The sequence below is a fragment of the Pseudomonas sp. T1.Ur genome, assembly GCF_023516725.1.
Classification (GTDB): Bacteria; Pseudomonadota; Gammaproteobacteria; order Pseudomonadales; family Pseudomonadaceae; genus Aquipseudomonas; species Aquipseudomonas alvandae.
Map to the genome: position 1 here is coordinate 5,204,620 of NZ_JAMGSN010000001.1, position 19,259 is coordinate 5,223,878.

21 protein-coding genes are annotated in these 19,259 nt (G+C 61.4%); 11 read left to right on the top strand and 10 right to left on the bottom strand.

Translation table 11 applies throughout. The features are described 5' to 3' along the window. Positions 1-222 precede the first annotated feature (222 nt). The 6 genes from glnA to ntrC all read left to right on the top strand — a co-directional run bounded on the left by glnA (position 223) and on the right by ntrC (position 6,460). Entirely contained in the window at positions 223-1,629 is a 1,407-nt protein-coding gene (gene glnA / locus M8Q45_RS22940) for a type I glutamate--ammonia ligase (RefSeq protein WP_030141463.1), read from the top strand. A gap of 123 nt (positions 1,630-1,752) precedes the next feature. Beyond that, on the top strand, positions 1,753-2,310 hold the full coding sequence (locus M8Q45_RS22945) for a chorismate mutase (RefSeq protein ID WP_249876505.1): 558 nt from the start codon (positions 1,753-1,755) through the stop codon (positions 2,308-2,310). Positions 2,311-2,545: 235 nt separating this feature from the next. Further along, positions 2,546-3,064, top strand: a complete 519-nt coding sequence (locus tag M8Q45_RS22950; protein ID WP_249876506.1) for a DUF4124 domain-containing protein — start codon at positions 2,546-2,548, stop codon at positions 3,062-3,064. Continuing rightward, the gene (locus M8Q45_RS22955) at positions 3,061-3,687 is read left to right on the top strand and encodes a DUF4124 domain-containing protein (protein ID WP_249876507.1); all 627 of its coding nucleotides are present in this window, start codon (positions 3,061-3,063) and stop codon (positions 3,685-3,687) included. The genes M8Q45_RS22950 and M8Q45_RS22955 overlap by 4 nt, the downstream gene beginning before the upstream one ends. A 254-nt stretch (positions 3,688-3,941) precedes the next feature. Then, positions 3,942-5,027 carry a nitrogen regulation protein NR(II) gene (gene glnL, locus M8Q45_RS22960; RefSeq protein ID WP_030141467.1) on the top strand — a complete coding sequence of 362 codons (1,086 nt, stop codon included), beginning with the start codon at positions 3,942-3,944 and terminating at the stop codon, positions 5,025-5,027. Then, positions 5,024-6,460: a nitrogen regulation protein NR(I) gene (gene ntrC, locus M8Q45_RS22965; RefSeq protein ID WP_030141468.1), complete on the top strand. Its 1,437-nt coding sequence runs from the start codon at positions 5,024-5,026 to the stop codon at positions 6,458-6,460. Before glnL ends, ntrC begins: the two co-directional genes overlap by 4 nt. A 531-nt stretch (positions 6,461-6,991) precedes the next feature. Here the strand turns inward: ntrC and M8Q45_RS22970 are convergent. Then, positions 6,992-7,432, bottom strand: a complete 441-nt coding sequence (locus tag M8Q45_RS22970) for a hypothetical protein (RefSeq protein ID WP_249876508.1) — start codon at positions 7,430-7,432, stop codon at positions 6,992-6,994. Here M8Q45_RS22970 and trmL point away from each other — a divergent pair. Continuing rightward, entirely contained in the window at positions 7,431-7,886 is a 456-nt protein-coding gene (gene trmL / locus M8Q45_RS22975; RefSeq protein ID WP_249876509.1) for a tRNA (uridine(34)/cytosine(34)/5-carboxymethylaminomethyluridine(34)-2'-O)-methyltransferase TrmL, read from the top strand. The genes M8Q45_RS22970 and trmL overlap by 2 nt on opposite strands. A gap of 141 nt (positions 7,887-8,027) precedes the next feature. Here trmL and secB read toward each other — a convergent pair whose 3' ends face one another. Genes secB through M8Q45_RS22990 form a run of 3 tightly spaced genes read right to left on the bottom strand, consistent with a single transcriptional unit; the run spans position 8,028 to position 9,217 of the window. Next, positions 8,028-8,510 (bottom strand): protein-export chaperone SecB, encoded by a 483-nt coding sequence (gene secB / locus M8Q45_RS22980; RefSeq protein WP_030141471.1) that lies wholly within the window; start codon positions 8,508-8,510, stop codon positions 8,028-8,030. A 37-nt stretch (positions 8,511-8,547) separates the two neighbouring features. After that, the gene (gene grxC / locus M8Q45_RS22985; RefSeq protein WP_030141472.1) at positions 8,548-8,802 is read right to left on the bottom strand and encodes a glutaredoxin 3; all 255 of its coding nucleotides are present in this window, start codon (positions 8,800-8,802) and stop codon (positions 8,548-8,550) included. Between the two features lies 1 nt (position 8,803). Next, on the bottom strand, positions 8,804-9,217 hold the full coding sequence (locus M8Q45_RS22990; RefSeq protein WP_249876510.1) for a rhodanese-like domain-containing protein: 414 nt from the start codon (positions 9,215-9,217) through the stop codon (positions 8,804-8,806). 152 nt (positions 9,218-9,369) lie between these two features. Between M8Q45_RS22990 and gpmI the strand changes: the two genes are divergently transcribed. The 4 genes from gpmI (at position 9,370) to M8Q45_RS23010 (ending at position 14,576) form a co-directional block, all read left to right on the top strand. Beyond that, positions 9,370-10,899 carry a 2,3-bisphosphoglycerate-independent phosphoglycerate mutase gene (gene gpmI, locus M8Q45_RS22995; protein ID WP_249876511.1) on the top strand — a complete coding sequence of 510 codons (1,530 nt, stop codon included), beginning with the start codon at positions 9,370-9,372 and terminating at the stop codon, positions 10,897-10,899. Positions 10,900-11,153: 254 nt separating this feature from the next. Beyond that, entirely contained in the window at positions 11,154-12,446 is a 1,293-nt protein-coding gene (locus tag M8Q45_RS23000; protein ID WP_249876512.1) for a murein hydrolase activator EnvC family protein, read from the top strand. Between the two features lie 32 nt (positions 12,447-12,478). Continuing rightward, complete coding sequence (locus tag M8Q45_RS23005; protein ID WP_249876513.1) at positions 12,479-13,795, top strand: S41 family peptidase; 1,317 nt, start codon at positions 12,479-12,481, stop codon at positions 13,793-13,795. Between the two features lies 1 nt (position 13,796). Then, complete coding sequence (locus tag M8Q45_RS23010; RefSeq protein WP_249876514.1) at positions 13,797-14,576, top strand: divergent polysaccharide deacetylase family protein; 780 nt, start codon at positions 13,797-13,799, stop codon at positions 14,574-14,576. Positions 14,577-14,999: 423 nt separating this feature from the next. Here M8Q45_RS23010 and M8Q45_RS23015 read toward each other — a convergent pair whose 3' ends face one another. The 6 genes from M8Q45_RS23015 to hisB all read right to left on the bottom strand — a co-directional run bounded on the left by M8Q45_RS23015 (position 15,000) and on the right by hisB (position 18,999). Next, complete coding sequence (locus M8Q45_RS23015; RefSeq protein ID WP_249876515.1) at positions 15,000-15,746, bottom strand: substrate-binding periplasmic protein; 747 nt, start codon at positions 15,744-15,746, stop codon at positions 15,000-15,002. A gap of 63 nt (positions 15,747-15,809) precedes the next feature. Then, on the bottom strand, positions 15,810-16,580 hold the full coding sequence (hisF, locus tag M8Q45_RS23020) for an imidazole glycerol phosphate synthase subunit HisF (RefSeq protein WP_249876516.1): 771 nt from the start codon (positions 16,578-16,580) through the stop codon (positions 15,810-15,812). 84 nt (positions 16,581-16,664) lie between these two features. Further along, the gene (gene hisA / locus M8Q45_RS23025) at positions 16,665-17,414 is read right to left on the bottom strand and encodes a 1-(5-phosphoribosyl)-5-[(5-phosphoribosylamino)methylideneamino]imidazole-4-carboxamide isomerase (protein WP_249876517.1); all 750 of its coding nucleotides are present in this window, start codon (positions 17,412-17,414) and stop codon (positions 16,665-16,667) included. A 99-nt stretch (positions 17,415-17,513) separates the two neighbouring features. Continuing rightward, entirely contained in the window at positions 17,514-17,768 is a 255-nt protein-coding gene (locus M8Q45_RS23030) for a DUF2164 domain-containing protein (RefSeq protein WP_030141479.1), read from the bottom strand. Beyond that, positions 17,768-18,406, bottom strand: coding sequence for an imidazole glycerol phosphate synthase subunit HisH (hisH, locus tag M8Q45_RS23035; protein WP_018606318.1), 639 nt, complete (start codon positions 18,404-18,406; stop codon positions 17,768-17,770). Before hisH ends, M8Q45_RS23030 begins: the two co-directional genes overlap by 1 nt. Beyond that, complete coding sequence (gene hisB / locus M8Q45_RS23040) at positions 18,406-18,999, bottom strand: imidazoleglycerol-phosphate dehydratase HisB (protein ID WP_003186751.1); 594 nt, start codon at positions 18,997-18,999, stop codon at positions 18,406-18,408. Before hisB ends, hisH begins: the two co-directional genes overlap by 1 nt. Between the last annotated feature and the right edge of the window lie 260 nt (positions 19,000-19,259).

The window sequence follows — 19,259 nt, forward strand, 5'->3', positions numbered from 1 at the left end:
CGGGTCATTATCGATTGACGGCGCCACATTGCAGTGCGTTATTGTCTGACAATCCTGGATTAACGCCTTTAAAAGCGTGGATTTGGTGCAAAAAACCCATGGTGGGGCACTGGCATGCAATTTGCTCCCTTGTGAGGCAGGTTGCCTTGGCAGAGTATTCGCGCCGGCATCACCCATATCTAAGGGCACTCCACTACCCGCCCGAAGCCACCCGGAGGACATATGTCGAAGTCGGTTCAACTCATCAAAGATCATGACGTCAAGTGGATTGATCTGCGCTTCACTGACACCAAAGGCACTCAACATCACGTGACCATGCCGGCCCGTGATGCGCTGGACGACGAATTCTTCGAAATCGGCAAGATGTTCGACGGTTCCTCCATCTCCGGCTGGAAAGGCATCGAAGCCTCCGACATGATCCTGATGCCGGACGACAGCACTGCCGTCCTGGACCCGTTCACCGAAGAGCCGACCCTGATCCTGGTCTGCGACATCATCGAACCTTCGACCATGCAAGGCTATGACCGCGACCCACGCGCCATCGCCCACCGTGCCGAGGAATACCTGAAGTCCACCGGCATCGGCGACACCGCTTTCTTCGGTCCAGAGCCTGAGTTCTTCATCTTCGACTCGGTCAAGTTCAAGTCCGACATCTCCGGCTCCATGTTCAAGATCTTCTCCGAACAAGGTTCGTGGATGTCCGACCAGGACGTGGAAGGCGGCAACAAAGGCCACCGTCCAGGCATCAAGGGCGGCTACTTCCCGGTTCCACCGTTCGACTTCGACCACGAAATCCGTACCTCCATGTGCAACGCACTGGAAGAAATGGGCCAGACCGTCGAAGTTCACCACCACGAAGTGGCGACTGCCGGCCAGAACGAAATCGGCGTGAAATTCAACACGCTGGTGAAGAAGGCTGACGAAGTACAAACCCTGAAGTACTGCGTACACAACGTTGCCGACGCCTACGGCCGTACCGCGACCTTCATGCCGAAGCCTCTGTACGGCGACAACGGTTCGGGCATGCACGTGCACATGTCGATCTCCAAGGACGGCAAGAACACCTTTGCTGGCGAAGGTTATGCCGGCCTGTCGGACACCGCCCTGTACTTCATCGGCGGCATCATCAAGCACGGTAAGGCCCTGAACGGCTTCACCAACCCGTCGACCAACTCCTACAAGCGTCTGGTGCCAGGCTTCGAAGCCCCGGTGATGCTGGCCTACTCGGCTCGCAACCGCTCCGCCTCGATCCGTATTCCTTACGTGAACAGCCCGAAAGCCCGCCGTATCGAAGCGCGCTTCCCGGATCCGGCTGCCAACCCATACCTGGCCTTCGCTGCACTGATGATGGCCGGCCTGGACGGTATCCAGAACAAGATCCACCCTGGCGATGCCGCTGACAAGAACCTGTATGACCTGCCGCCTGAAGAGGCCAAGGAAATCCCACAGGTTTGTGGCAGCCTGAAAGAAGCCCTGGAAGAGCTGGACAAGGGCCGTGCGTTCCTGACCAAGGGCGGCGTATTCAGCGATGACTTCATCGACGCTTACATCGCACTGAAAAGCGAAGAAGAAATCAAGGTTCGCACCTTCGTACACCCACTGGAATACGAGCTGTACTACAGCTGCTGATCCAGTAAGCGCCGCCACGCACGGCGTGAGTCAAAGAGAGGCCTCCTTCGGGAGGCCTTTTTCATGGGCGCTGGTTACGTGCATGATGATGCGCCGCCCCCCCCTCACAAGACGAGATTGCCAATGACTTCCCGCTTGAAGATTTGCCTCGCCCTGTCTGCAGCACTGCTATGTTCCACAGCCGAGGCCAACAACGCCCCCGAAGCCCTGACCCCGCTGCTCAATGCCATCGGCGAACGCCTGCTGATCGCCGATCAAGTGGCGTTGAGCAAATGGGACAGCGGCAAACCCGTGGAAGACCGTCAGCGCGAACGTGAAGTCATTGCCGGCGCCGTGGCCCAGGCGCCTGCCTACAAGCTGAGCGGTGAAACCGTGGAAGCGTTTTTCGCCGCCCAGATAGAGGCCAACAAATTCATCCAATACGTCAACTTGTCCGACTGGGCCCTGGAGGGCAAGGCGCCGGATCTGCCGCGCCCGGACCTGGTGGACGAGATCCGCCCCAAACTTGACCGCCTGCAAAAGCGCCTGCTGCAGCAACTGGCCGACTTCGCGCCCTACCGCACCGACCCGCAGTGTCCGCAATGGCTGGCCCGCGCCACTCACCACAACAAGCAGCACCCGATACACCGGCTGGCCCTGATCCGGGCAACCGGCGGACTGTGTCTCTCTCCGAAATCCTGAGCCCCCCCCTTCCCCCTGTGGGAGCGAGCTTGCTCGCGATGAGGCCAGTCTATCCAACACCTCATTGCCTGACACACCGCCATCGCGAGCAAGCTCGCTCCCACAATGGTTTTGCATCGGGCACAAGATGGGTGCTCACAGCAAATCCCCTGTGGGAGCAGCACAACAACTTGGGCCAACCATCCGCCCTGGCCTATGCTGCACCCATCACTTTTAGTTTTCGGTCGATTTTTCCATGGGTCGCAGTTTTTCAATCCTGCTCTTATTGCTGCTGGCGCTGCCCGCCGCCGCGCAGATCTACAAATACACCGACGCCGACGGCAACACCGCCTACAGCAACCAGCCCCCCGACGGCGTGCCGGCCCAGGCCGTGGAACTGCCGCCGCTCAACAGCGTTGAACTCCAGGCGCCGGCCAATCCCGATACTTCCCCGACGCAGGAAGACAACAACGCGCCGCGCAAAACCTACGAACAGCTGGAACTGACCGACATCCCCACCGAAGAGGCCCTGCGCGCCAACAACGGCACCTTCACCGTCGGCGTTAGGTCGCAACCGCGCCTGCAGGGCCCACATCTGTTCAGGTTGCTGCTCGACGGCCAACCTTACGGCCAGCCGAGCAATGTGCCGCGCCTGCAACTGGTGAACATCGATCGCGGCGAGCACAGCCTGGCAGTCCAGGTGATCGACGGGGAACGCCTCGTGCAGCAGAGCGAAACCGTTACCTTCACCGTGCAACGAGTGCACCTGCCATGATCCGCCCGCTAGTCGCCCTTGGCCTGTTGCTGATCGCAACGCCTGGCCTGGCGCAGGTCTACACCTACATCGACGCCCAGGGCAATCGCGTCTTCACCGACCAGCCACGCCCCGGCAATGCCAGGAAAGTACAGCTGCCGCCCAGTAATCGCATGCCGACACCCGCCTCCGGCATCAACTCGACAACGCCGGTCGAGCCGCCACAAGCCGAGCCCTTGTTCCGTTACGAGATGCTCCGGCTGTTGATTCCCGAACCGGACGCCACGATACGCAGCACCGCCGGGGAGTTGATCGTTACCGCGACCAGCGAACCTGGCCTGCAAAGAGGTCACCGCTACCGTCTGCTGCTGGACGGCCAGCCCACCGCAGAGCCAGGGCCCAGTCCGGTATTTGCCTTGAAAAACATCGACCGGGGCACTCACCATCTGGCGGTCGAAATCCTGGATGAGCAAGGCCGTATCGTCGAACGCACCGCCAACCAACCCTTCCACATGCAACGCATGTCCCTGGCGCAGAAACGCCGCGTCAAGCCCTGCGCCATAGCCGACTATGGCCAGCGTCCCGAATGCCCCCTTGCTGAAAAACCCGAAGAAGAAAAACCCAGCATCCTGCCGTTCTTCTAAAGCCGCCCAAGGCAGCGCACCATGTTGGTGCAATACACTGCACGCTACCCAGTTTCAAATCCCATTTTGGTTCGAAAGTACCCGAAAAAGCTGGCAGAACGCCACGCAACTGGGCGAAAAATGGCCTTTTGAGGCTCTAAACGCTTCTTTTCGGAGCCTTGGTTTGGTTTTTGCATTTTGCTGGTATCAGCGCATTAACCGCGCGCGCGATTTGGGGGCCTGCCCTCGATCGCTACGCTTTAAAAGAGGTCCTGATGACCATTAGCGACGCACTACACCGCTTGCTGCTCGACAATCTCACCACCGCGACCATCCTGCTTGATGCCGAACTGCGCCTCGAGTACATGAACCCGGCGGCGGAGATGCTCCTGGCCGTCAGCGGTCAGCGCAGCCATGGGCAGTTCATCAGCGAACTGTTTACCGAGTCCGCCGAAGCGCTCAATTCCCTGCGCCAGGCCGTGGAACAGGCGCATCCGTTCACCAAGCGCGAAGCGATGCTGACCGCCCTGACCGGCCAGACCCTGACCGTCGACTACGCGGTAACGCCGATCCTGAACAACCACGCCACGCTGCTGCTGTTGGAAGTCCATCCCCGTGATCGCCTGCTGCGCATCACCAAGGAAGAAGCGCAGATCTCCAAGCAGGAAACCAGCAAGATGCTGGTGCGCGGCCTCGCCCACGAGATCAAGAATCCGCTGGGCGGCATTCGCGGCGCGGCACAGTTGCTCGCCCGGGAATTGCCAGAGGAAAGCCTCAAGGACTACACCAACGTCATCATCGAAGAAGCCGACCGCCTGCGAAACCTGGTGGACCGCATGCTCGGCTCGAACAAGCTGCCGTCGCTGGCGTTGTGCAACGTCCACGAAGTATTGGAACGCGTCAGCAGCCTGGTCGAAGCCGAAAGCCAGGGCTGCATCACGTTGGTGCGCGACTATGACCCGAGCATTCCCGACGTCTTGATCGACCGCGAACAGATGATCCAGGCGGTGCTGAACATCGTGCGCAACGCCATGCAGGCCATCAGCAGCCAGAACGAGCTGCGCCTGGGCCGCATCAGCCTGCGCACCCGCGCCATGCGCCAGTTCACCATCGGCCATGTACGCCATCGCCTGGTGACCAAGATCGAAATCATCGACAACGGTCCGGGCATTCCCCAGGAATTGCAGGAAACCATCTTCTTCCCGATGGTCAGCGGCCGCCCGGACGGTACCGGGCTGGGCCTGTCCATCACCCAGAACATCATCAGTCAGCATCAGGGCTTGATCGAATGTGAAAGCCACCCCGGCCACACCACTTTCTCGATCTTCCTGCCACTGGAACAAGGAGCCACATCGACATGAGCCGTAGTGAAACCGTGTGGATCGTCGATGACGACCGTTCTATCCGCTGGGTCCTGGAAAAAGCCTTGCAACAGGAAGGCATGACCACCCAGAGCTTCGACAGCGCCGACGGGGTGATGAGCCGCCTGGCCCGTCAGCAGCCGGACGTCATCATCTCCGACATCCGCATGCCCGGCGCCAGTGGCCTGGACCTGCTGGCGCGGATTCGCGAGCAGCACCCACGGCTGCCGGTGATCATCATGACCGCCCACTCCGACCTGGACAGCGCCGTCGCGTCCTACCAGGGCGGTGCGTTCGAATACCTGCCCAAGCCGTTCGATGTCGACGAAGCCGTGTCCCTGGTCAAGCGCGCCAACCAGCACGCCCAGGAACAACAAGGCCTGGAAGAAGTGCCGGCCCTGGCCCGCACGCCGGAAATCATCGGCGAAGCGCCGGCGATGCAGGAAGTGTTTCGCGCCATCGGCCGCCTGAGCCATTCCAATATCACCGTGTTGATCAACGGCGAGTCGGGCACCGGCAAGGAATTGGTTGCCCACGCCCTGCACCGCCACAGCCCGCGGGCGGCATCGCCGTTCATTGCATTGAACATGGCGGCGATTCCGAAGGATCTGATGGAATCCGAGCTGTTTGGCCATGAGAAAGGTGCGTTCACCGGCGCGGCCAACCTGCGACGCGGACGCTTCGAGCAAGCCGACGGCGGCACGCTGTTCCTCGACGAAATCGGCGACATGCCGGCTGACACCCAGACTCGCTTGCTGCGCGTACTGGCCGATGGCGAGTTCTATCGCGTTGGCGGGCATACACCGGTCAAGGTCGATGTACGGATCATCGCTGCGACCCACCAGAACCTGGAAACCCTGGTCCACGCCGGCAAGTTCCGGGAAGACTTGTTCCATCGCCTGAACGTGATTCGCATCCACATCCCGCGCCTGGCGGACCGTCGCGAAGACATCCCGACCCTCGCCCGGCACTTCCTCGGCCGCGCCGCCCAGGAACTGGCGGTCGAGCCCAAGCTGCTCAAGAACGAAACCGAGGAATACCTCAAGAACCTGCCGTGGCCCGGCAACGTCCGTCAGTTGGAGAACACCTGCCGTTGGATCACGGTGATGGCGTCGGGTCGCGAAGTGCACATTAGCGACCTGCCACCGGAACTGTTGAGCCTGCCACAGGATTCGGCGCCGGTGACCAACTGGGAACAGGCCCTGCGCCAGTGGGCTGACCAGGCACTGGCCCGCGGCCAATCGAGCCTTCTGGACAGCGCCGTGCCGAGTTTCGAACGCATCATGATCGAAACCGCCCTCAAGCACACCGCCGGCCGCCGCCGCGATGCCGCCGTGCTGCTGGGCTGGGGCCGCAACACCTTGACCCGCAAGATCAAGGAATTGGGGATGAAGGTCGATGGCGGGGATGATGACGAGGGGGATGAGGGCTGATCAGCCTTTAACCTTTCGCTGAATTTGAAGGCCCCGTCGCGAGCAAGCTCGCTCCCACAAGGTTTTGCGGTGTTGCGACTATCACCGCCGTCCTGTGGGAGCGAGCTTGCTCCGGGCGGCGATCCGACGATGCCTTTTAAAAAGTTTGTGCACCGCATCAATGCACTACGAACCGCAATTGCACATGCACCTCTAGCCAAAACCAATCGACCCAGTTCGAAAAAAACCGCACAAACAAAAGCCAAAGCCCCGGATTACGGGGCTTTGCGCATCTACAACTATGTTTTTGTGACAAGCCATTTAAAACTGGCACGCCCCCTGCAATAGCTAGATCACTACCCAGTTTTGGGGACCTTGGTACAGGCAGGCCGGGGATTCCCCTCTTTTATACCGGGCTCATCGAGCCCACTGTTTTGGGGGCCTTGATACAGGCAGGTCAAGGTTTCCCTTCTTTACACCCAGGGCCCTGCGCTGAGCGCGAGCCCTCCCGTTTTGGGGACCTTGGTACAGGCAGGCCGGGGATTCCCTCTTTTATTGCTCCTGGAGACGGATCTCCAGCCGCCAGCGGTCATCGACTTCGCTGCCGGCCCACTCCCCTCGCAACGGACGCGCCGCCACCAGCGTCAGCAACAAGCCCTTGTCACTCAACCGCACCCGCCAATTCACATCCTTGCCGTTGAGCTTGAGCTGGCCGTTCTGCGGTGAACCCTCTGCGTCGAACAACAGCGCCACCGAGCCGTCGATGACTTCCCCGTGCAACTTGGGTTCGTTGTTGAACCAGGCTACCAGCCCGCCGTTGGTGACTTCGACCTGCTGCAGCACGCTCGGCTCGGGTGTGGTCAGGCGTCCGATCATCAACCCGATCATCATCCCAAAAATCGCCAACGACCCCATCACCCGAGGCATTAGCTTCGAACGTCGGTCGGTTTGCGGCGTAGAATGCCGCTCATCTTCATCTGCGGAGCCGTGCATGTTTCACGTCATCCTTTTTCAACCGGAAATCCCGCCGAATACCGGCAACGTCATCAGGCTGTGCGCCAACAGTGGCTGCCACCTGCATTTGATCGAACCGCTGGGCTTCGACATGGACGACAAGCGCCTGCGCCGCGCCGGCCTCGACTATCACGAGTATGCCACTTTGCAGCGGCACGCCGACCTGGCCAGTTGCCTGGAGAGCCTGGGGCATCCACGCCTGTTCGCTTTCACGACCAAGGGCTCGCGACCGTTTCATGACGCCCGTTTCGTCGCGGGCGATGCGTTCCTGTTCGGCCCGGAGAGCCGCGGCCTGCCGGCCGACGTGCTCGATGCCCTGCCCGCCGAACAACGCCTGCGACTACCGATGCGCGAGGGTTGCCGGAGCCTGAACCTGTCCAACACCGTGGCGGTGGCGGTTTATGAGGCGTGGCGGCAGAACGGCTTCGCCTGAAGCTTTCTGTCAGCCAGAAACACCTGTGGGAGCGAGCTTGCTCGCGATGGCGTTGGGTCAGTCGGCTTTGTTGTTGACTGATACACCGCTATCGCGAGCAAGCTCGCTCCCACAAGGCTCGTACAGGGCTGACAGCGCCGTTTACTGAACGGTCGCGCCGCCTTCCTCTTGCATGCGCTGCAGCTCTTGCGCGTACAGGGCATCGAAGTTCACCGGGGCCAGCATCAGGGCCGGGAACGAACCGCGGGTCACCAGGCTGTCCAGGGTTTCGCGAGCGTACGGGAACAGGATGTTCGGGCAGAAGGCGCCCAGGGTGTGGCTCATCGAAGCGGCGTCCAGGTTCTTGATCAGGAAGATCCCGGCTTGTTGCACTTCGGCAATGAACGCCACTTCGTCACCGTTTTTCACGGTTACCGACAGGGTCAGCACCACTTCGTGGAAGTCATCTTCCAGGGCTTTCTGACGGGTGTTCAGGTCCAGGCCTACGCTCGGCTCCCACTGCTGGCGAAAGATCGCCGGGCTTTTCGGGGCTTCGAAGGACAGGTCACGTACATAAATGCGCTGCAAGGAGAATTGCGGTGCGGCTTCTTCTTCAGTGGCAGCAGTGTTCTGTTGGTCAGTCATCGCAGATCCTTCTTACTTCAGTTCTGTTGATAGGAATTCAGGCCTTGAGCAGCGCGTCGAGCTTGCCGGCGCGCTCCAGGGCGTACAGATCATCGCAACCGCCCACGTGGGTGTCGCCGATCCAGATCTGCGGCACGGAGGTACGCCGGGCCTTCTGGGTCATTTCGGCACGCAGTTGCGGCTTGCCGTCGACCTTGATCTCTTCGAAGGCCACGCCTTTGCTCTGGAGCAAGTGCTTGGCTCGGGAGCAATAGGGGCAGTAATCGCTGGAGTAGACAACTACGTGGGGCATCTCACTTCACCAGGGGCAGATTGTCGGCTTTCCAGCTCGCAACGCCACCGGACAGTTTGGCGGCGGTGAAGCCGGACTTCATCAGTTCGCGGGCAAGGGTACCGGCCTGCTGGCCTTGGGCGTCCACCAGGATCAGCGTCTTGGCCTTGTGCTTTTCCAGTTCGCCAACGCGTGCGATCAGTTTGTCCTGCGGAATATTCAGCGCGCCGACAATGTGACCGGCGGCGTATTCCTTGCTCGCGCGGATATCGACCACCACGCCGGCATCCTTGTTGACCAGCGCGGTCAGCTCGCCAGTGCTCAGGCTGCGTCCGCCGCCCTGCATCGTATGGGCCAACAGCAACGCCAACAGTACGACGAAGATACCGACGAGAATGTAGTGGTTAGTGGCAAATTCAATCAGGTGAGCAACCATCGAAGGAGGTTCCAGGGCGTTAAAATGTCGGCCAGTATACACAGCACACAAGGCCGGCCAAACCCCGCCCGGCGGTGACGGCACCGGAACTTACCTTTAAACTGCCCGTCCCTTTTCCATCGTCTTCTTTCAACCAGCCACGAGTGGATTCCATGACTACCACGCCTAAACCTTTGGTCCTGATGATTCTGGACGGCTTCGGTCACAGTGACAGCCACGAATCCAACGCCGTATACGCGGCCAGGAAGCCTGTACTGGATCGCCTGTGGGCCACCGTGCCGAACGGCTTGATCTCCGGCAGCGGCATGGATGTAGGCCTGCCCGACGGGCAGATGGGCAACTCCGAAGTCGGCCACATGAACCTCGGCGCGGGCCGCGTGGTGTACCAGGACTTCACCCGGGTGACCAAGTCGATCCGCGATGGCGAATTCTTCGAGAACCCGACCATCTGCGCCGCCGTGGATAAAGCCGTCGCCGCCGGCAAGGCCGTGCATTTCATGGGCCTGCTGTCCGATGGCGGCGTGCACAGCCACCAGGATCACCTGATCGCCATGGCCGAACTGGCCGCCAAGCGCGGCGCCCAAGACATCTACCTGCACGCCTTCCTCGACGGTCGCGACACGCCGCCGAAGAGCGCCGAGTCGTCGATCACGTTGCTGGACAATACCTTCAAGGCGCTGGGCAAGGGCCGGATTGCCAGCCTGATCGGCCGCTACTTCGCCATGGACCGTGACAATCGCTGGGACCGCGTCGCCCAGGCCTACAACCTGATCGTCGACGGCAATGCCGAATTCCATGCGGCCACCGCCCAGGAAGGCTTGCAAGCCGCCTATGAGCGCGGTGAAAGCGATGAATTCGTCAAGGCCACCACTCTCGGCGAGCCGGTAAAAGTAGAAGACGGCGACGCCGTGGTGTTCATGAACTTCCGCGCCGACCGTGCCCGCGAATTGACCCGCGTATTCGTCGAAGACGATTTCAAGGCGTTCGAGCGCGCCCGCCAGCCGAAACTGGCCGGCTTCGTGATGCTGACCCAATACGCCGCCAGCATTCCCGCGCCATCGGCCTTCGCCGCCGGCAGCCTGGAAAACGTGCTGGGCGATTACCTGGCGAAAAACGGCAAGACCCAGCTGCGCATCGCTGAAACCGAAAAGTACGCCCACGTGACATTCTTCTTCTCCGGCGGCCGTGAAGAGCCCTTCCCGGGCGAAGAGCGCATCCTGATCCCGTCGCCGAAAGTCGCCACCTATGACCTGCAGCCGGAAATGAGCGCGCCGGAAGTCACCGATCGCATCGTCGATGCCATCGAGAACCAGCGCTACGACGTGATCGTGGTGAACTACGCCAACGGCGACATGGTCGGCCACAGCGGCGTTTTCGACGCAGCGGTCAAGGCGGTGGAATGCCTGGACACTTGCGTGGGTCGCATCGTCGACGCCCTGGAGAAAGTCGGTGGCGAAGCCCTGATCACGGCGGACCATGGCAACGTCGAGCAGATGTCCGACGAGTCCACCGGCCAGGCCCACACCGCCCATACCACCGAACCGGTGCCGTTCATCTATGTCGGCAAGCGCGATTTCAAGGTCCGTGACGGCGGCGTACTGGCGGACGTGGCCCCGACCATGCTGATGTTGCTGGGCATGGAAAAGCCGGCGGAGATGACCGGGACTTCGATCCTGGTCTGACGAAGCGTCGCAGGTTTGAGCGCAGCTTTTGTGGCAAGGGAGCTTGCTCCCGTCGCAGAGGCTTCTGGCTTGATCTCTATTGAGGGGCTGCATCGCAGCCCAGCGGGAGCAAGCTCCCTCGCCACAGCAGGCTCGCCCCCACAAAGGGTTTGGTGTTTTTTCGGCCAGTTATCACACAGCCCCAAATGGACGTTTTTTTTGCAGCGTGGGGCGGGCATACTAGGCCGTCCCTTTCCCTGGTGTCGCCCGCCTCTATGCTTCGCGTCCTGATAGCCCTTGCCCTGACCTGCCTGCTCCAACCGGCCTTCGCCGACGAGCGCGCGCAAACCCAACAACAGTTGGAAGCCACGCGCCAGGACATTGCCGAGCTGAAAAAGCTGCTGAACAAGTTGCAGGAAGAAAAATCCAGCGTGCAGAAAGACCTGCGCGGCACCGAGACGGAAATGGGCAAGCTGGAGAAGCAGGTCGACGCCCTGCAGAAAGAGCTGAAGAAAAGCGAATCCGAGCTGCAGCGACTCGATGGTGAGAAAAAAAAACTCCAGAGCGCGCGCACTGAACAGCAAAAGCTGATCGCCATCCAGGCTCGGGCGGCCTACCAGAACGGTCGCCAGGAATACCTCAAGCTGCTGCTCAACCAGCAGAACCCCGAGAAATTCGCCCGCACCCTCACTTATTACGATTACCTGAGCCAGGCCCGCCTGGAGCAGCTCAAGAACTTCAACGAAACCCTGCGCCAGCTGGCCAATGTCGAAAAAGACATCGAGTTGCAGCAAGCCCAGTTGCTGGTGCAGAAAAGCAGCCTCGACACCCAGCGCGAAGAGCTCGAGAAGGTTCGCAAGGAGCGCCAGGTGGCCCTGGCTAAGCTCAACGACGACGTGAAAGCCCGCGACAGCAAGCTCAAGGCCCGCGAGCAGGACCAGGCCGAACTGGCCAATGTGTTGAAAACCATCGAAGAAACCCTGGCTCGCCAGGCCCGTGAGGCGGAAGAAGCGCGCCAGAAAGCGCTGATCGCCCAGCAGGAAGCCGAAAAAAAGCGGTTGCGTGAAGCCCAGGCCGACGCGGACGCCGGCGACGCACCGCGCAAACCGGCAAAATCCAGCCCCGGCGCACTGGTGTCCAGTGACGGTGAAACCTTCGGCGGCGCTTTTGCTTCGGCCCGAGGCAAACTTCCATGGCCGGTCAATGGTCGATTACTTGCGCGCTTCGGTGAAACCCGCGGCGACGATACCCGCACCAAGTGGGACGGCGTGATGATCAGCGCCTCCGCCGGTAGCCAGGTGCATGCCGTACATGGCGGGCGCGTGGTGTTTGCCGATTGGCTGCGCGGCGCCGGCTTGCTGGTGATCCTCGATCACGGCAATGGATACCTGAGCCTTTACGGCCACAACCAGACGCTGCTCAAATCGGCGGGGGATGTGGTCAAGGCCGGCGAGTCCATCTCAACGGTCGGCAACAGTGGCGGGCAGGATACGCCAGCACTGTATTTCGCTATTCGCCAGCAGGGTCGCCCCAGTGACCCGGCCCAATGGTGTCGTGCGCAAGGATAAGCGCGCCCATCCAACTCAGGAGTTCGTTCGACATGCTGCATTTGTCCCGCCTCACCTCGCTGGCCCTGACGATCGCCCTCGTGATCGGCGCGCCCCTGGCTTTCGCCGCCGAGCCGGCCCCGTCGGCACCCGCCGCCACGGCCGCGACCACCAAGGCCCCGCTGCCGCTGGACGAACTGCGCACCTTTGCCGAGGTCATGGACCGGATCAAAGCCGCCTACGTCGAACCAGTGGACGACAAGATGCTGCTGGAAAACGCCATCAAGGGCATGCTCAGCAATCTTGACCCGCACTCTGCCTATCTGGGACCGGACGACTTTGCCGAACTGCAGGAAAGCACCAGCGGCGAGTTCGGCGGCCTGGGCATCGAGGTCGGCAGCGAAGACGGCTTCGTCAAGGTGGTCTCGCCCATCGACGACACCCCTGCTTCCAAGGCCGGCATCCAGGCCGGTGACTTCATCGTCAAGATCAACGGCCAGCCGACACGCGGCCAGAGCATGACTGAAGCCGTGGACAAGATGCGCGGCAAGATTGGCCAGAAGATCACCCTGACCTTGGTACGCGACGGTGGCACGCCGTTCGACGTGACGCTCACGCGGGCCGTCATCCAGGTCAAGAGCGTGAAGAGCCAACTGCTGGAATCGGGCTACGGCTACATCCGCATCACCCAGTTCCAGGTCAAGACCGGCGAAGAAGTCGCCAAGGCCCTGGCCAAGCTGCGCAAGGACAACGGCAAGAAACTCAACGGCCTGGTCCTGGACCTGCGCAACAACCCCGGCGGCGTGTTGCAGTCAGCGGTGGAAGTGGTGGATCACTTCATCACCAAGGGCCTGATCGTCTACACCAAGGGCCGCATCGCCAATTCCGAGCTGCGCTTCTCGGCTACGGGCAATGACCTGAGCGAAGCCGTTCCGCTGGTCGTGCTGATCAACGGCGGCAGCGCCTCGGCCTCGGAAATCGTCGCCGGCGCCCTGCAAGATCAGAAACGCGGCGTGGTCATGGGCACCACCAGCTTCGGCAAGGGCTCGGTGCAGACCGTGTTGCCGCTGAACAACGACCGCGCGCTGAAGATCACCACCGCGCTGTACTTCACACCTAATGGCCGTTCCATCCAGGCCCAGGGCATCGTCCCTGACATCGAAGTGCGCAAGGCCAAGATCACCAGCGAGCAGGACAGCGAGTACTTCAAGGAAGCCGACCTGCAAGGTCACCTGGGCAACGGCAACGGCGGCGCCGACAAACCGACCGGTTCCGGCGCCAAGGCCAAGCCGATGCCGCAGGACGACGACTATCAGTTGGCCCAGGCCTTGAGCCTGCTCAAAGGATTGAACATCACGTCCGGCCGCTGAGATGGGCCTGCGTTGCATCTTCATTCTGCTGTGCCTGCTGGCGGGGACCGTTAACGCGGCGCCCGCCACGCCCTCCTCGCCGCACAAGGCTTACCTGAGCCTGATCATCGACGACCTGGGGCAGAACCTGCCCCGGGATCGCCGTGTGCTAGCCCTCCCCGGCCCGGTCGCCGCCGCGATCATGCCCGACACACCCCACGCCGCCGAATTCGCCCGCGAAGCCCATCGCGCCGGCAAACTCGTCATGCTGCATATGCCCATGGACCCGGCCACCGGGCCGTTCGCCTGGCATCCGGATTTGCCCATCGAAGAACTGGGCAAGCGCCTCGACGCCGCGTTCGCGGCCGTGCCCTACACCAGCGGGATCAACAACCACATGGGCAGCCGCATGACCGCCCAGCCCCAAGCCATGGCGTGGTTGATGGCGAATCTGCAGCAGCGGCACAAGTTTTTCGTCGACAGCCGCACCAGCGCCCAGACCGTCGCTGCCGCCGAGGCCCAGAAAATCGGGCTGGCCAGCGTGTCGCGGGATGTGTTCCTGGATGACGAGCGCACCGAAGCGGCCATTGCCCACCAGCTCCAGACCGCCATCGACCTGGCTCGCCGGCAGGGCTCGGCCGTGATGATCGGCCATCCCTACCCGCAGACGCTGGCGGTACTCGAACGCGAGCTGCCCCGGCTCAAGGCCCAAGGCATCGAATGGATCGACATCAAGTCGATGATCAGCCTGCGCAGCAATCGGGCGATGGTCGGGCATGGGAAGGATGGGGTTTATCGGTAGCGGCTTCACATTCAACATTCATGCAAGCTGATCCACCGCTTTCGCGAGCAAGCTCGCTCCCACAGGGGACCTGAGGTGGGCACCGCATCGGTGAGCCCCCTGGCAACTTTGTGGGAGCGAGCTTGCTCGCGAAGGGGCCAGCACATTCAACATCCCTACAAACTGATCCACCGCGTTCGCGAGCAGGCTCGCTCCCACAGGGGACCTGAGGTGGGCACCGCATCGGTGAGCACCCTGGCAACCTTGTGGGAGCGAGCTTGCTCGCGAAGGGGCCAGCACATTCAACATCCCTACAAGCTGATCCACCGCGTTCGCGAGCAGGCTCCCACAGGGGACCTGAGGTGGGCACCGCATCGGTGAGCACCCTGGCAACTTTGTGGGAGCGAGCCTGCTCGCGAAGGCGGCAGTGCGGCGGCTGAAGTTCTAGAGATACCGCGCCATGATCGCGTCCACCGCGCCTTCCTTGCGCAACTCATCCAGGGCCTTTTGCAACCGGGCAACCACATCGTCAGGCACGTCCTTGTTCAAGGCCAGGTACAGCTCGGCGCTGTTGAATCGCAGCACGGTCCTGAGATCGCTGACGCCTTCCTGACGCGCCAGGTAACGCCCGGCAGGGTCGCCAGTCGCCCAAAGATCGATCTGGCCGTTGACCAGTTTCCTGGCGTTGTCCTGATCCCGTAATACGACAATCGGCTTGAGCCCTTGCTTGGCCAACGTCTCGGCAATCGCGTCGCCCTTGTAGGCACCAATCCGGTATTGGCGCGCCTGCTCCAGCGAGTCGAGGGCAATCTTGCTGTCAGCCTTGGCGAGCATCACCCAGTCGTCTGGCCCGATGGGACCGACCCATTTGAAGAGTTTTTCGCGCTCGGGCAGTCGCGCCATGACGAACACACCGTAACCCGGCTTTTCCAACGCGAGTTTGTAGATTCGCTCCCAGGGGAAACGCAGCGTCAGGCTATAGGAGATATCGGCGCGCTTGAATATTTCGCGGACCACGTCCACGGCTATGCCATGGATGTTTTCGTCCTGGGCGAAGTTCTTGCCGTTCTTGGCCATGTTGTACGGGGGGAAGTTTTCCGTCAGCAACACCAGCGATGTTTCAGCGGCACGGACAGTGCCGGCGAGCAGCAACGTGGCACCGGCAAAGGCAAGAACGAGGCGTTTGAGCATGTCGGGCTACCGCAATCCATGGTGTGCCCAAGAGTGCCTTGGGCCCGCCATGGTGTCCAGCGGTCAGCGAACGCAGATACCGCGATGCGCCATGTAGGCCTTGGCTTCCGGCACGGTGTATTCGCCAAAGTGGAAAATGCTCGCCGCCAGCACCGCGCTGGCATGGCCTTCCAGGATGCCGTCGGCCAGGTGTTGCAGGTTGCCGACGCCGCCGGAAGCAATCACCGGGATGCCCAAGGCGTCACTGATGGCGCGGGTGACACCGAGGTCAAAGCCGTTCTTCATGCCATCCTGGTCCATGCTGGTCAGCAGGATTTCACCGGCGCCCAGGCCTTCCATCTTCTTCGCCCATTCGACGGCGTCCAGGCCGGTGGGTTTGCGCCCGCCGTGGGTGAAGATTTCCCAGCGCGGGGTTTCGCCGGGCGCGGAAACCTTCTTCGCATCGATCGCCACGACGATGCACTGCGAGCCGAAATGCTGGGCCGCTTCACCGACGAATTCCGGGTTGAACACCGCGGCGGTGTTGATCGACACCTTGTCCGCACCGGCATTGAGCAGGTTGCGGATGTCCTGCACGGTGCGCACGCCACCGCCCACGGTCAGGGGAATGAACACCTGGCTGGCCATGCGCTCGACGGTATGCAGCGTGGTATCGCGGCCATCGACGCTGGCCGTGATGTCGAGGAAGGTAATCTCGTCGGCACCCTGTTCGTCGTAGCGACGGGCGATTTCCACCGGGTCGCCGGCGTCACGAATGTTCTCGAACTTGACGCCCTTGACCACCCGGCCGTTGTCCACATCGAGGCAGGGAATGATGCGTTTTGCTAAAGCCATGGTTAGTCCTCGAGTTGCAAGCTTCAAGCTGCAAGCTGCAAGAAAAAGCGGATCGCGGTCGCACTTTAACTTGCGGCTTGTAGCTTACAGCTTAGAGCTGGCCGCATAGCCATCACAAAAGGCTTGGGCTTCTGCCACATCCAGTGTGCCCTCATAAATCGCGCGGCCCGTGATCGCCCCGATGATGCCCGGCGCCTTGGCGTCGAGCAGTGCCTTGATGTCACCCAGGTTATGGATGCCACCGGAAGCGATGACCGGGATCTTCGTCGCGGCGGCCAGGGCGGCGGTGAACGGTACGTTGCAGCCCTGCATCATGCCGTCCTTCGCGATGTCGGTGTAGACGATGGCAGACACGCCGTCGGCTTCGAAGCGCTTGGCCAGGTCGATCACCTGCACGGTGCTGACTTCCGCCCAACCGTCGGTGGCGACGAAACCGTCCTTGGCGTCGAGGCCAACGATGACCTTGCCCGGGAAGGCGCGGCAGGCTTCGGCGACGAACTCGGGTTCCTTCACGGCCTTGGTGCCGATGATCACGTAGCTCACGCCAGCCTTGACGTAGTGCTCGATGGTTTCCAGCGAGCGAATGCCGCCGCCGATCTGGATCGGCAGGTTCGGGTAGCGCTTGGCAATGGCCGTGACCACTTCGCCATTGACCGGCTGGCCTTCGAAGGCACCGTTCAGGTCGACCAGATGCAGGCGACGGCAGCCGCCCTCCACCCACTTGGCGGCCATGCTCACCGGGTCATCGGAAAACACTGTGGAGTCTTCCATGCGGCCCTGGCGCAGACGGACGCAAGCGCCGTCCTTGAGATCGATAGCGGGGATAATTAGCATGCTTTTCCTTCGTCAAAGAGCTGCAAGCTGCAAGCCATAAGCTGCAAGCAGGCACGCATTCCAATACTTGCAGCTTCAAGCTTGAAGCTTGCCGCTGCTCTAATTCTTTTCAAGCGCCCACAAGTCGCTTTCAATGCTTTCGAACCTTTCTTTAAGGTGCGCCTGCACATCGAAAATCGCCCTGTTGTAATAGTGCGGAGCAATTTCGCGGGTAAACAGATCAAGAATTTCCGCCGCTTCGAACGAACCCAGGTCCAGTTCGAAACGCTCCTCCATGAACCGCTGGATCTTGCGGTTCGCTTCACTTTCCTGTTCAGGCGTGAGGGTGAGGATCGGCGGTTTCTTGCGGGCCATTACCAGCGACCGTCCCACGCCGCGAAGTTCTGCAGCAATTGCAGGCCATGGGTGTGGCTCTTCTCCGGGTGGAACTGCACGGCGAAGCGCGAGCCATCGGCCAGGGCCGCGGCGAAATCGACGCCATAGTGACCGCTGCCCACCACCTGCCGCGCGTTACCGGCGGCGATGTAGTAGCTGTGCACGAAGTAGAAGCGCGCCAGGTCCGGGATGTTGTGCCACAGCGGATGATCGACCGTCTGTTTCACTTCGTTCCAGCCCATGTGCGGGACCTTCAAGTGTTCGCCGTCTTCATGCAGGCCCTTGCCAAAGAACTTCACCTGGCCGGGAAACATCGAGATGCAATCGACACCGTCGTTTTCTTCGCTGCGCTCGAGCAAGGCTTGCATGCCCACGCAGATGCCGAGGAACGGTCGGTCCTGGCTGACTTCGTGCACCAGCTTGTCGAAGCCCAGGCGACGAATCTCGGCCATGCAATCACGAATCGCACCGACGCCGGGGAATACCACCCGGTCGGCTTCGCGAATCACATCGGCATCGCTGGTGATCAGCACCTTGCCGGCGCCCACATGTTCGAGGGCCTTGGCCACCGAGTGCAGGTTGCCCATGCCGTAGTCGATAACCGCGACCGTCTGCATTACAGCACGCCCTTGGTGGAAGGCATCTGGCCGGCCATGCGGTCATCGAGCTCCACGGCCATGCGCAGCGCGCGGCCGAAAGCCTTGAACACGGTTTCGATCTGGTGGTGGGTGTTGTGCCCGCGCAGGTTGTCGATGTGCAGGGTCACGTTGGCGTGGTTGACGAAGCCCTGGAAGAACTCCTGGAACAGGTCGACGTCGAAGCCGCCGACGGTGGCGCGGGTATACGGCACATGCATCTGCAGGCCAGGGCGGCCGGAGAAGTCGATGACCACGCGCGACAGCGCTTCATCGAGCGGCACGTAGGCATGGCCGTAGCGACGGATGCCCTTCTTGTCGCCGATGGCTTTGGTAAAGGCCTGGCCCAAGGTGATACCGACGTCTTCCACCGTGTGGTGGTCGTCGATGTGCAGGTCGCCCTTGCTGACGATATCCAGGTCGATCAGCCCGTGACGGGCGATCTGGTCCAGCATGTGCTCAAGAAAAGGCACGCCGATATCAAACCGGGCCTTTCCGGTGCCATCCAGGTTGATCGAGGCTTTGATCTGGGTTTCCAGAGTGTCGCGCTCGACAGACGCCTTACGTTCGGCCATCACCAGCTCCGCAAAATCATTGGGCGAAAAAGGCAGCCATTATAGGGGCGCGAGCGGCAAACAGAAACAAAAGAGGTGACATCACTGACGGGCTGAAGCCCGTGTGGTCGGGGATAGACATGTGCATACAAGCCTTTGCCATTACCCAAAACGACTGTGGGAGCGAGCTTGCTCGCGATGAGGGCGTGTCAGCCGACATTGCTGTCTGCTGACCTACCGCTATCGCGAGCAAGCTCGCTCCCACAAAAGTTGCCCTGGGC